Genomic DNA, 12442 nt, shown 5'->3' on the forward strand with positions numbered 1-12442 from the left:
TCGCAAGTTCAAATCCATTTACTATATATGATAATTCAAATTAAAATACCTCATAATAAAATTTTCTAAACTATATTATTGAAATAAATAGTAAATATAACTAGTATCCATAATTAAGAAAATTTAAAATTGGATCTATTATGCATAAACCTACAACGATAGTAATAGTTATTAGCATTATTTTAATTATATTATCTGTTAGTATTTTAATGATATATTCCAGTACACGCGACAAACCAAATCCAAGTGTTAATAATATAGGAGGTTCTTTTACTCTAACAGATCATAATGGAAAAGTTTTTAATAGTTTTGCTATTAAAAAGAAATTTAAACTTATCTATTTTGGTTTCATCCGCTGTCCAGATGTATGTCCTACTGCACTTAGCACTTTAGTTCAGCTAATCAACGCTCTAGGTGATGAGTCTATAAATTTACAACCCATCTTTATTACCATAGATCCAGAAAGGGATAATGTGGAGAGTATAAAAACATATATAGAATATTTTGGCGAACCTCTTATAGGGTTAACTGGTACCCCAGCACAAATTAAACAGGTAGCTTCTCAATATAAGGTATATTATTCTAAAGCTGATTTAAAGAGCAAGCATTATATGATGAATCATTCTTCATTCTTTTATCTTACAGACAAAAAAGATCGTTATATTGCCCATTTTCCTTATAATTCTGATATAGATGAGATGGCTAAACAAATTAAAAGTTATTTTTAATACTTATTATAAACAAATATAAAAATCACTATAGCTATATATAAAAATCTTTATAAATTACGAGATTACAAAAAACGCTTTTTATAGATTAAAAATGTAGTAATATCTTATTCCATTTCCCATTTAAATTCCACGTTGTCATATTTAGGGAATTCGGCTTCTATTGCATACGAAAGTAATGCTATCCGCCTCGCCACTTGTACTCCTAGTGGATAATTTAAATGAGAAATGGTATTATATAAACATAGATTTCATAATTTTTAGGATACACAAAATGTCTATAAATGTTACAGAACCATACTTACCACCATTAGAAAAATATTTAGAATATTTAAAAACTATATGGTCAAATAAAACTTTGACTAATACAGGCCCTTTAGTACAATCTTTGGAAGCAAAACTAGCAACTTTTTTTAATACCAATAGGGTATTATTTACATCTAATGGCACAGTTGCATTACAATTAGCTATTAAAGCTCTAAATCTTACAGGTGAAATTATTACTACCCCTTTTTCTTATGCAGCTACAACTTCTGCTATTATATGGGAAGGATGTACAGCCGTATTTGCTGATATCAAACCAGATACTTTAACAATTAACCCATATGAAGTAGAAAAGAAAATTACTAAAAATACTCAAGCAATATTAGCTACGCATGTATATGGTATACCTTGTGATACAGAATTGCTAGAAAATATTGCAAACAAATATAATTTAAAAATTATTTACGATGCGGCACATGCTTTTGCAGTACAATATAAAGGACAATCTTTAGTCAAATTTGGTGATATATCTATCATGAGTTTTCACGCCACAAAACTATTTCATACTATAGAAGGAGGAGCAACTATTAGTAGCGATACAACACTTATGGACCGTATGGTAAGAATGCACAATTTTGGACAAAAAGCTAAAGACGAATTTTACGAAGTAGGTATTAATGCTAAAAACTCTGAATTTCATGCAGCCATGGGATTATGTAACTTAGAAAACATAGAAGCAATTATCAAAAAGCGTTATATCATAGCTAAACAATATGATGATATATTACTGGAAAATAATATTTTAAAAAAACCTACCATTCCAGAATATACTGAATATAATTTTGCTTATTATCCAATAATTTTTCCTTCACAAGAAATATTACTAAGAGTAATGAATGAGCTCAAACAAGAAAATATTTATCCTAGACGCTATTTTTATCCAAGTTTAACAAAATTAAACTATACTCATGGACATGCTAAAGTTGCAGAAGATATTTCGCAAAGAATATTGTGCCTACCTATGTATGATAGTTTATCCCCTCAAACCATTAGGAAAATTGCAAATCTTATTTTAAAAACAATCTAATTTTTATTAATATATTGTTTTTTAACAATATATAAACATAAATAAAAATATATCTATATTTAATCGTAATATTATTAAGAATTACATTGATCAATTATTAATAATTATGTAATATCTTTACATATAATATGAGGAATATAACAATATGAATCTACATAATCAAAAGGCAGACCATATTAATGTAACACAGGAAGAAACTAATGCACACATTATAGCAGTTTTAAAAAAAGCATTTCATTTAATAGCACAACCCACAAATAACGATCATACTTATAATCAGTTATTAAATTCTCTTATGATCGAGCTTGGTAAAACCGCTACTACCCCTCCTAACACAGGATTTAATATCCAACTTTTTCTCAACGCTAAAGAGGCATTAAAATCTATCGAGGAAAGTTTAAAATCTTTACTTAAACAAAAATCTAAAAATAGCCCCCCTAAGCATAAACAATCTAAAAGTTTTGTAGAAACGCTAACAGAACAAAGAAAACTACAAAAAAATTCTAGATCTCTTTAATTTTTATTTTTATATAATATTGTAAATCGAATGCTTTTTCTATTAATAAGTTAAAAACCAATATATTATAGTTATTAACTTGAGAATAATACAAGGAGCAAAGGTGATATATACAAAAAAGTATATGCGCTTTGAAAATAAACCGTACGTATTAGAACTTAATTAACCCGCTAACAAATTGCCAAATAAATAATTGTTTCTGAAAACAAGTTAATTATATGCCCTAAAAGTCTGTTATCAAATAACAAACTCATAGTAAAAGTGATAAAAAAGCTTATTTACCTAATTCTTTGGGACATTAGTAAGCAGAACTGCGACAAAGTATCAATTTTTGACATTATTTGTTTAATAAAATTTAAGATATTAATCTATATTTAATACATACAAGGTAACATTTTATGTACAGCAATATAAGTTTCGGATGAAAACCCATGCATGTTAATGATCATTGATATATAGAGGCTCAATTGAAAGAAGATGATTCTTCAATAAAAAGAAAATCTGAACTAGATTATGATAATCAGTCAACCAGCAAAAAACCTAGGGCTGAAAATCAAGGATTACAAGATGGATCTAATGTTCAAATTCTAGATAAAAATGAGACACGTGATTCTACAAATTTGTCATCACCACTTCGTAAACTTGATTCATTAGCGCGTCTGGTTGCTGGTAATGCCAAATGTGCTGCTATTTTGTTTGATGGCGAGAGACTACTAGTTTCTACTAATAAGCTACATGCTACGACTGGACTAGATCTTAATGAGAATCCTGGTAGAAATTTGATTCTGCAAGTCATGGATTACTTTGCAAATATCTCGGTGAATCAAGGTAGAGATTTAGGAGAACAAGAGAGTTTATTAAAATCGATAACAACATTATATATTAAGGGTTCTTTAGAAAAAGGTTATAGAGAAGAGTTTGATGATTATACTGAGCAATGGGTAAGTAAATTTCTAGCTAAGAATGGAGATCAATCTAAAGAGTTGGTTGATCTAACACCAGAAGAGCTAAAAGAAATAGGAGCGGAGCATGTTTCTGGTGCCTATAAGGGAGAAGCAGCGCAATGGATAAAAAGGCTATACAAAGACTTAATTAAAGTTGAAACATATGTCTTAGCAGAGCCTAAAGATTCTCAGTTAAGAAAAGCATTTAATCATAGTAATTATCATCTTGATTACGTAGGACGCATGATGCTGAGCCAAAGAAAAAGTATGATCCTGATAGAAAGCCCGCTAAAGGTAAAACATTATTGAAAACTTACAACATAGAAACCATCAGAAATATAGATTTAGATAAAACATCTGGTAAAGATTATGGTTATGAGTTAATTCATATAAATGGAGAAGCGGAAAAAAGTAATCTACATGCAGAAATGCAAGTTATTCAGAGAGTGTTGGATAAAATTGAACAAAATGATGGTAAGCTAAACGGAACCAATAAAAATATACAATATATTGGTTTATCAAAGCTATGTTGCCCTGATTGCAGTGCTGCTATAAAAGCAGTAAATCAGGTATTATCAGAAAAATATGGTAAAGCAGTAGCTCAATTTGTAGAAGAAAATGATTCTGATCAAGAACACACTAAAGATGAAAAAAGCAAGACCATAGAATTTGCTTCAAGAGGCAATCATGATATAGAAAGTACGTGGGTAAGACCTCCCTTTCTTAAAAATAAATATTTAGAAATGTATAATCAATATAAGGCAGAATTTAAAGCACGTATTAGGCATCAAGGTATTACAGAAACTAATATGTATCCTAAAGATTCTGCTAGTGAGGATGATAAAGGGAAGAAGAAAGAATTAACAAATAAGAATATTGCTGCAAATTTCTTCTTACATGATTGCTTAAATCAGTTATATAGCTTACTTATGAAAGAAGAAATAACTGAAATACAAATACTAGAAGTATTGGATAAAGCAAAAAAGGATAAGGACAATTCGGTAAAAGTTAGTATACCAACTTTTGAAGATAAGAATATAGGTAAAGATATAAGCTCTCTTAATTTACCTAAAGATAAATCAGCTGCGCTTGGCTATGGCACAGATAATGCCTTTAATCAATATCAAAACTTTGAATATTGTTATGAGAATGAAGATATCAATAAAATTATAGAGAATTTTAAAGCAAATTATGCTGAAAATATCTATTTTGCCGAAGTGCTGGGGGATTTAAAGAATGATCAAAATCCTGCCCATATTTTAGAGCAGTATGCAAAGAACCCTCAAAAGCCTTTAATCGGTATTTATAACATTAACGAAAGCCAGCACTGGGTTACGTATGCGATGATACCTAGTGAAGATAATAAATTTAAAATGTTTTATAAAGATTCTTTAGGTTGGAATATAGATAAAGAGCTTGAGAATAAGGTTATGGAAATCTTTGCAGATAAGATAACTATTGAGAGAATTGAACCAAATATAAAGCAGCAAAATGATGTAGAACAAGCATCTACTAGTAAACAGGTAAGCTGCGGAATTTTTGCGCTTGAAAATATGCAAGTAATGGCGCATGCTATATCAGAAAATCCAGCTAATATGGAAGAAGCATTGAGTGATGCTAAATATTTTGCTCCTGATCAGAGTATGTATAAGCAAGAGATAAGTAATAAAAGGAAAGAATATGCTAAATTATATGTAAGCGGACTTAAGTTATCGATAGAAAATAGCAATGATATACCTATTTTTCAAAGAAATGCTGAAATTGTAACTGAAATAACCACCAAAAATATTCAAAAAATCCAAGATTTCCAAGCATCTCTGATGAATAAAACTGATATTATGGTTGAGCTTTCTAATGATGATGAAATGAAGCTTGGAGCTTATTATTATAGAATTACCGGATTAGAGATAATAAAACTCCTGCAAAATGTTTATGCGGCAAAAGAAGGAGAGGATTATATTATTGATGGGAATGCAGTGAAAATTGCGGGTAAAATAATAGAAGAGCAATCAGAGAATATTGCAATCTTACCTGAAGCAAAATCAGTGAAACAGGCACTGATAAGTGCCTTGAATAAAGATCAGACTATTTATGATTCACAGTTTGCTGCTGAAATAGAAAAGAGCTTTAGCTTAGTATTACCCACTAAGGGGCTCGTGATGGATACATTTAAAGCAGTTATAGAGGGAAAAGATAACACATTACAAGATAAAGGATTAGTTGGATTCCAAGAGAGATTAGAAAACCTACAAAATATGTACAATAGACGAGATATGAAGGAAGGCAAGGATGGGGCATTAAAAGAGTTTATTAAAACTAATGAAGATTATTTAAAATCCATAAAAGTAGTGTCCAGTAATATTTATGATTTATGTGTTAAAGAAAGAGAAGGAAAGAAATTAATTTTAAGAGATCAAGCTATAGAATTATGTAAAGAATTGTTTATCAGAGAAGAGATGGTGCCTAAGCAAATATTAACAGCTTCTAAAGATACCGAATATGCAGCAGGAGAAATAACAGACGCTGAAACAAGCTATTCTTCTAGTGACTCTCCTAATAGTTCTCCAGAAGATAGTAGTAATTTAAAACATACAAATATTAAAGAAAAATTAGCAAAAAATGGTATAGTAGTAGAAGATATAGATACTTCAGAGTTACCTCCAAATAGAGAAAAATATACCAAAATGCTACAAGAAAAAATTAATAAAAACGACCGAGAACGTTAACAATATTTAATTATTTATCTTGCAATAAATATTACTTTTTATTAAGCTTTTTATTAAATGACAATATAAAAGAGAGAATCAGTATGAAAGAAAGTATAAATGTAGAAAATAAAAAGCGAGTGCATTTTGCAAAGGATACTGAACAAAAGGAATGGCAAGCAAGTAAAAGGCAGAAAAAAGAGGCAGCTCCAAACTTAGATCAAGTTATGTTAGAATTTGAAGCAATGATTAAGGCTGGGCAGTATGATAAAGTTATAGCAAGATGTAAAAAAATGGTAGCGCCTATTATAGCCTCTTATAAAGATGAAGAATTAGAAGAAGATAGAGACACGTTAGAAAAAAGAGAAATATCTAAAATATTGTCTTATAATTGTGAATTATTAAGGACTTTAAATGTTAGAACAGATATTCAAGGTATGAAATTTCTAATTGATCATTTAACACCACATGATCTTAAAGTGAATCTTCAGTATAGGAATTATATAGTTTTTAAATTATTTATTGATTCAAATCGTATTAATGAGGGTAGTGAGCAATTAAACAGAGAATCATTTAAAGAAGGAGTAGAGCTATTATTTGAGAAATCCTATAAAGTCAAAGGAGCCTGTAAGCATTATCTAGCCTATATCAATGATACTAATAATACTACTGACCAAATGAGAGAGGATATTGATGGGGTGTTAGAGCAATTAGGTCAAAGGGAAATAATAATTATTAATTGGGAAAAAATTATAGCAAATCAAACAGAAAACTTTGAAAAAAATAGATATTATAATTTATTATCACAACTAAATAGATTGTATAATGCGTCAGAGAAAATACAAGATCTAACTAAAAAGTATGGAGATAATGATACAAGCGTATTAGAAGAAAAGCTAGCTCTATCTTCTGCATTATACTCAGGTGCAAAGGGGAAATTGTTTAAAAAGCTATGTGAAAAATTGGATATTAAAGGACTTAGTTATATTGTTAATTATTTGGACGAGAAACATTTAAGAGAAAATATTTCCAATATCGATTATGAAGCTTTTAGATTATTTACAAGTTCCTGTAGTCAGAAAAATTACAGGCGTAATGACTTTCGCGAAGGATTAAAGATATTTTTAAAGCTTGAAAATGCTAGTGAAGAAATAGTAGAAATTTATAAGCAAAAAATAAAAGATATTAACAGCACTCATACCGGGGAGATGACAGAAGACTTAAATTTGGTTGTAAGAACGCTGCAGAACAAAAGTCCACGACCAAGTAGCTTTGTAGAGAGATATAATCAAGAACAAGTAAGTAAACAGGCAAGCACTATGAGTTTAGGTAAGTAGAATTGTACTCATAATGTGCGGTATTTGGATCTGTAAAAGTAGCGTCTAGTAATATTTATGATTTATGTGTTAAAGAAAGAGAAGGAAAGAAATTAATTTTAAGAGATCAAGCTATAGAATTATGTAAAGCATTGTTTATAGGCGAAGAGATGGTGCCTAAGCAAATATTAACAGCTTCTAAAGATACCGAATATGCAGCAGGAGAAATAACAGACGCTGAAACAAGCTATTCTTCTAGTGACTCTCCTAATAGTTCTCCAGAAGATAGTAGTAATTTAAAACATACAAATATTAAAGAAAAATTAGCAAAAAATGGTATAGTAGTAGAAGATATAGATACTTCAGAGTTACCTCCAAATAGAGAAAAATATACCAAAATGCTACAAGAAAAAATTAATAAAAACGACCGAGAACGTTAACAATATTTAATTATTTATCTTGCAATAAATATTACTTTTTATTAAGCTTTTTATTAAATGGCAATATAAAAGAGAGAATCAGTATGAAAGAAAGTATAAATGTAGAAAATAAAAAGCGAGTGCATTTTGCAAAGGATACTGAACAAAAGGAATGGCAAGCAAGTAAAAGACAGAAAAAAGAGGCAGCTCCAAACTTAGATCAAGTTATGTTAGAATTTGAAGCAATGATTAAGGCTGGAGAATATGCTAAAGTGTACTAGTTCAAACATGATGTGACAGTTACCCATAATGAGGAAGTATTTTACTGTCAGTTTAAATTGAGATTGTCAACTTTTTGCTTCCAGATTTGTTTACCTTAAATAGAAAGTATGCATAGGTGTTCTACCACAACACATTTTTCCTTGATGGGTACGTTCATTATTATAATATTGTATCCAATTATCAAGATCTTTTTGTAATTCTTCCAGAGATTGATATATTTTTTTATGAAAAGCTACTTGATAAAACTCTTGTAATATAGTTTTATGGAAATGCTCACATATGCCATTGGTCTTAGGTGAATGTGCTTTAGTTTTAGTATGATCTATATCATTAATAGCTAAATATAGCTGATAATCATGATGAATCTGGTCTACCACAATATTCAGTCCCTCTATCTGTCAAAATACGTAATATATTCATATTATGCTCTTCAAATACAGGCAATACTTTATCATTTAGTAAATCAGCAGATGTTATAGGGGTTTTAGTCGTATAAAGCTTAGCAGCAGCTATTTTAGAATAAGTATCCACAAAAGTTTGTTGATAAATACGTCCCACGCCCTTTAGATTACCTACATAAAATGTGTCTTGTGAACCCAAATATCCAGGATGAGCAGTTTCAATTTCACCAATTGCCATATCTTCATCTCTCTTTTCTCCTTTCACCTTAAGAACCTTAGTAAAACTATCCCTAACGACCTCTTTACCTTCTGCTTTTAGTAGGTCGTTAAAATCTGTTTTTTCTTTAGCTGGCATTACTATCTGCACTTGATAACCTTCCTCTTTAAGATGAATTTGCACTTTCTCTAAGGTTTTAAATGTTTTTGAATCATCTCCGTCATTATATGCTGCTATTATAATCTGGATGTTTTCTTTGTTATTTGTATTTAGATTGTCCTTTAGATAATCGCTAATTGACTTCATATTACTTATACCAAGTGAAGCATATATATATTTGCGTTTATACCTGCTTCCTTTATACTTAAAGCCGTTTCTATCCCTTCTGCAACTATATATGTATTACTTTCATTATTTGATTTACTGATCTCTACTAACGATCCTTTTAATGTACCATAACTTCTCTTCTTTACTTTTATATCAGCTTTATTTCCTATTTCTTTATCAAGATATATTATCTGAACAGCCCTAATATTATTCTTACTATCTTTACTTACTGCAAGTAATGCTGGTAAATAACCTTTACTTTCAGATTCATATGCTACTTCCATATACCTTATACTAGTATTCTTACTTAAATTATCTTCTATTCCCCTAGGTGTACAATTTCAAGGGTTGATGGAAGAAAAAAAGAGTATATAAGTAAGAGCTAGGGATATAATTAATTTGGAGGAATTGTGGGACAAATATTACATGGCTGCGCCACGACTACGCACGCAATTAGAAAAGAATTACAGCGATCGCAAGCTACGATCAAAGAATTAAGTGAACAATATAATATTAACCCTAAAACTGTGATAAAATGGCGTCAAAGAAAAGAAGAAGGAGTAGAAGATCGCTCTAATGCTCCTAAAAAAGCAACTACTATTTTGAAGCCCGAAGATGAAGCTTTGATTATTGCTTTTCGTAAGTCTACGCAATTACCTTTGGATGATTGCTTTGATGCACTTATTAAAGAAATACCTTATTTAACTCGTTCAAATCTTTACCGATGCCTTAAACGGTACGGTTTATCTTGTTTACCCAAAGAAGATAATATCAAAGAGAAGAAGAAATTTAAGGCTTATGAAATAGGATTTATGCATCTTGATATCACAGAAGTAAGAATTGGTGAGGGAAAATTTTACATATTTGTGGCAATATGTAGAGTGAGTAAATTTGCTTATGTTGAGCTGCATAATAATAGCAATGGCGATACTACAGTTAATTTTCTTGATAACTTGGTAAGTAGCTGTCCCTTTAAGATACATACCATATTAACTGATAATGGTGTTCAATTTGCTTACAATGGTTTAGCCAGGTACAGAGCTCCTAAAGCAAGACATAGATTTGATCTAAAATGTAAAGATTACGGTATCAGGCATCGCACAACAAGGCCTTATAGTCCAAGTACCAATGGTCAAGTAGAAAGAATGAATAGGACTATAAAAGAAGCTACTACTAAGAAGTATCATTATACTAGTAGAGAAGAGTTAGATAGTCATCTACAAGCTTTTGTTATGGCTTATAATTATGCTAAAAGGCTTTCTTCTATTGCTAGAAAAACGCCTTTTGAAATGATCTTGACTTGTTACACACAAAATGCTAATAATTTTAGAATTAATCCTAACCATCAACTACTGAAACCGTACACCTAGGTTGTGTGAAGTTTTCTTTAACGAATCCATATAAGAATGCCTACAAAATTAAGGAAATTTAAGAATATATTTGCAGATTTATCAAATCTTGAGAATATTCTACGAAAATGCTTAATTTTACCAAACAAACATTCAATCAGATGGCGCTCCTTATAAATATGCCTATCATGAGGACGTATTACTTTACGATTCTTCCTAGAAAGAATAATCATTTCGCAATCATTTGTTTTTAAGCTTTCTATCAATTTGTTTGCATCATAACCTTTATCTGCAATTAACACAGTGTTTTCTAACTCAGAAGTTAAGGCTTCTCCTTGCGTGATATCATTCCTTTGACCAGGAGTTAAAATAAATTTTAGAGGATTTCCCAGTCCATCAACTAATGTATGTATTTTGCTAGTACCCCCCCTTACTTCTTCCTAAAACCTCTTTTTCTCCACTGTCTTTACTTAAACCTGCGCTACAAGCATGGGCTTTCACTATAGTTGAATCTATCATCCTAACTTCTAAATCAGGATATTTTTGGAAATATTTAAATAAATCTTCAAAAATCCCTTTCTTTGACCAAGATTGAAAACGTAAATGTATAGCCCACCATGAGCCATAATATTTGGGCAATAGACGCCACTGGCAGCCAATTCTAGCCATATACCATATGGCCTCTATAAATTTTCTTAGCTTTTTTTGATTTTTGCTTCTTATGTCTTTTCTTTTGCTTAATTGATAATAAATTTGTTTCCACTCACTGGTTTTTATGTAATACTTCATATCGGTAGTTTATTTTAAGTTTTGATGACTACAAACTACCACCAATCTCAGCATTTTCAATTACTTTATTCAATTTATACTCTAGAAAACTTTACACAACCTAGATTTAATACAAGCAATATCCAGATTATCTTTTTGCTTATAATTATAATATTCAAATGAATTATAAAGTCTAAAATCATTGGTAGTAGATATAATTTTTATTGAAGGCTCAAAAAGATCAGTATTCTGTTATATTTTAAAAGAATTTAAGAAAAATTACTGTTAGAAATTATTAATATTGTAATTTAAATATTGACTTTAATATTTAATTAATATAATTATTTCTTAATAAAAATTAATTATTAAGTAGCTATAATGGAAAATCAATTAACAATTTATCATGATACAGGGCATGCTTTTATAAAATTAGAATGTTCTGATTGTTCCAATTCCAAACCTGCAAGTTTCTATGTTGGCTTATACCCAGCTGATGAAAATCCTACGGATGATATATCTTATGATGATGAAAAAAATTCCGGCTTCTTTAGATATGTTGAACCTTTTATGCCTTTTATACCTTTTACTCAAAGTTCAATTGGTAGTTCTCTTTATTCTTCTGGGCATCCTTACAGCAGTTATGCTAAAACTGGAAAAAGCTTAGCTGAATTTTCTATATTTGGATATTTATTCATTAAAGATTCCCATAGTATAAAGAATTATGATAGGTATGAAATAATAAACGAATTAAGAGATCCTTTTTCTAACAATCCTCTTTATTTTAGTTCAACTTTTGGGGGGTATAGCTTTGAAGAGCTAATGGATATGGAAAGTAAAATCTTCAATATCAGTAAAGAGCAAGCAAGTAAAATATTCAGTAGGGTAGCGCATTTAACTAATACTTGTGACAAAGATTATGCATATAAACTATTGGGCAATAATTGTGTAGATTTTGTACAAGAAATGTATAATCTTGCAGGCTTAGAAGGTGATCATTTTGATCAAATGTATCCATCTCAATATTCTCCAACTATGCTGGGATTATACCACATCCTATGCAAAAGTTATGATTTTTTTTCTGACTTACTAAATTAGATTTATAAACATAAAATTGGACT

At 29.9% G+C, this 12442-nt stretch carries 15 protein-coding genes; 10 read left to right on the top strand and 5 right to left on the bottom strand.

Annotated elements, in window-relative coordinates; translation table 11 throughout:
* The first annotated feature begins 140 nt into the window (after positions 1–140).
* The 8 genes from NOVO_01965 (at position 141) to NOVO_02000 (ending at position 8261) form a co-directional block, all read left to right on the top strand.
* On the top strand, positions 141–728 hold the full coding sequence (locus NOVO_01965) for an SCO1/SenC (GenBank protein ID AIL64788.1): 588 nt from the start codon (positions 141–143) through the stop codon (positions 726–728).
* A gap of 274 nt (positions 729–1002) precedes the next feature.
* Positions 1003–2079 carry a UDP-4-amino-4-deoxy-L-arabinose--oxoglutarate aminotransferase gene (arnB, locus tag NOVO_01970; GenBank protein AIL64789.1) on the top strand — a complete coding sequence of 359 codons (1077 nt, stop codon included), beginning with the start codon at positions 1003–1005 and terminating at the stop codon, positions 2077–2079.
* A 145-nt stretch (positions 2080–2224) separates the two neighbouring features.
* Positions 2225–2596, top strand: a complete 372-nt coding sequence (locus NOVO_01975; GenBank protein AIL64790.1) for a hypothetical protein — start codon at positions 2225–2227, stop codon at positions 2594–2596.
* Positions 2597–3063: 467 nt separating this feature from the next.
* A complete protein-coding gene (locus tag NOVO_01980; GenBank protein ID AIL64791.1) occupies positions 3064–3849 on the top strand; it encodes a hypothetical protein in 786 nt (261 codons plus the stop codon).
* The gene (locus tag NOVO_01985; GenBank protein ID AIL64792.1) at positions 3846–6266 is read left to right on the top strand and encodes a hypothetical protein; all 2421 of its coding nucleotides are present in this window, start codon (positions 3846–3848) and stop codon (positions 6264–6266) included. The genes NOVO_01980 and NOVO_01985 overlap by 4 nt, the downstream gene beginning before the upstream one ends.
* Positions 6267–6349: 83 nt before the next feature.
* On the top strand, positions 6350–7582 hold the full coding sequence (locus NOVO_01990) for a hypothetical protein (GenBank protein ID AIL64793.1): 1233 nt from the start codon (positions 6350–6352) through the stop codon (positions 7580–7582).
* Positions 7583–7731: 149 nt separating this feature from the next.
* Positions 7732–8001 (top strand): hypothetical protein, encoded by a 270-nt coding sequence (locus NOVO_01995; protein ID AIL64794.1) that lies wholly within the window; start codon positions 7732–7734, stop codon positions 7999–8001.
* A gap of 83 nt (positions 8002–8084) precedes the next feature.
* A complete protein-coding gene (locus tag NOVO_02000; protein ID AIL64795.1) occupies positions 8085–8261 on the top strand; it encodes a hypothetical protein in 177 nt (58 codons plus the stop codon).
* Between the two features lie 90 nt (positions 8262–8351).
* Here the strand turns inward: NOVO_02000 and NOVO_02005 are convergent, their stop codons facing one another.
* From NOVO_02005 to NOVO_02015, 3 genes are read right to left on the bottom strand one after another with little or no spacing between them, the layout of a single operon-like run.
* Positions 8352–8639, bottom strand: coding sequence for a hypothetical protein (locus tag NOVO_02005; GenBank protein ID AIL64796.1), 288 nt, complete (start codon positions 8637–8639; stop codon positions 8352–8354).
* On the bottom strand, positions 8617–9186 hold the full coding sequence (locus NOVO_02010) for a hypothetical protein (protein ID AIL64797.1): 570 nt from the start codon (positions 9184–9186) through the stop codon (positions 8617–8619). Before NOVO_02010 ends, NOVO_02005 begins: the two co-directional genes overlap by 23 nt.
* A gap of 5 nt (positions 9187–9191) precedes the next feature.
* On the bottom strand, positions 9192–9491 hold the full coding sequence (locus NOVO_02015; GenBank protein AIL64798.1) for a hypothetical protein: 300 nt from the start codon (positions 9489–9491) through the stop codon (positions 9192–9194).
* Between the two features lie 126 nt (positions 9492–9617).
* Between NOVO_02015 and NOVO_02020 the strand changes: the two genes are divergently transcribed.
* Positions 9618–10577 (top strand): Integrase core domain protein, encoded by a 960-nt coding sequence (locus NOVO_02020; protein ID AIL64799.1) that lies wholly within the window; start codon positions 9618–9620, stop codon positions 10575–10577.
* A 17-nt stretch (positions 10578–10594) separates the two neighbouring features.
* Here NOVO_02020 and NOVO_02025 read toward each other — a convergent pair whose 3' ends face one another.
* Both NOVO_02025 and NOVO_02030 read right to left on the bottom strand, forming a co-directional pair.
* Entirely contained in the window at positions 10595–10858 is a 264-nt protein-coding gene (locus NOVO_02025; GenBank protein AIL64800.1) for a Transposase, read from the bottom strand.
* Positions 10859–10973: 115 nt separating this feature from the next.
* The gene (locus tag NOVO_02030) at positions 10974–11225 is read right to left on the bottom strand and encodes a hypothetical protein (GenBank protein ID AIL64801.1); all 252 of its coding nucleotides are present in this window, start codon (positions 11223–11225) and stop codon (positions 10974–10976) included.
* A gap of 477 nt (positions 11226–11702) precedes the next feature.
* On the opposite strand from NOVO_02030, the gene NOVO_02035 reads away from it, so the two are divergent.
* Positions 11703–12419 carry a hypothetical protein gene (locus tag NOVO_02035; GenBank protein AIL64802.1) on the top strand — a complete coding sequence of 239 codons (717 nt, stop codon included), beginning with the start codon at positions 11703–11705 and terminating at the stop codon, positions 12417–12419.
* Positions 12420–12442: the final 23 nt, after the last annotated feature.

It is taken from the genome of Rickettsiales bacterium Ac37b (genome assembly GCA_000746585.2).
In the GTDB taxonomy this organism is placed as follows: Bacteria; Pseudomonadota; Alphaproteobacteria; order Rickettsiales; family Arcanibacteraceae; genus Ac37b.

What these genes read in the sequence shown, in the direction of transcription:
- NOVO_01965 (AIL64788.1), top strand. Translation starts at nt 141, where the DNA reads ATGCATAAACCTACAACGATAGTAATAGTTATTAGCATTATTTTAATT.
- arnB (AIL64789.1), top strand. Translation starts at nt 1,003, where the DNA reads ATGTCTATAAATGTTACAGAACCATACTTACCACCATTAGAAAAATAT.
- NOVO_01975 (AIL64790.1), top strand. Translation starts at nt 2,225, where the DNA reads ATGAATCTACATAATCAAAAGGCAGACCATATTAATGTAACACAGGAA.
- NOVO_01990 (AIL64793.1), top strand. Translation starts at nt 6,350, where the DNA reads ATGAAAGAAAGTATAAATGTAGAAAATAAAAAGCGAGTGCATTTTGCA.
- NOVO_01995 (AIL64794.1), top strand. Translation starts at nt 7,732, where the DNA reads ATGGTGCCTAAGCAAATATTAACAGCTTCTAAAGATACCGAATATGCA.
- NOVO_02000 (AIL64795.1), top strand. Translation starts at nt 8,085, where the DNA reads ATGAAAGAAAGTATAAATGTAGAAAATAAAAAGCGAGTGCATTTTGCA.
- NOVO_02010 (AIL64797.1), bottom strand. Translation starts at nt 9,186, where the DNA reads ATGAAGTCAATTAGCGATTATCTAAAGGACAATCTAAATACAAATAAC.
- NOVO_02015 (AIL64798.1), bottom strand. Translation starts at nt 9,491, where the DNA reads ATGGAAGTAGCATATGAATCTGAAAGTAAAGGTTATTTACCAGCATTA.
- NOVO_02030 (AIL64801.1), bottom strand. Translation starts at nt 11,225, where the DNA reads ATGGCTAGAATTGGCTGCCAGTGGCGTCTATTGCCCAAATATTATGGC.
- NOVO_02035 (AIL64802.1), top strand. Translation starts at nt 11,703, where the DNA reads ATGGAAAATCAATTAACAATTTATCATGATACAGGGCATGCTTTTATA.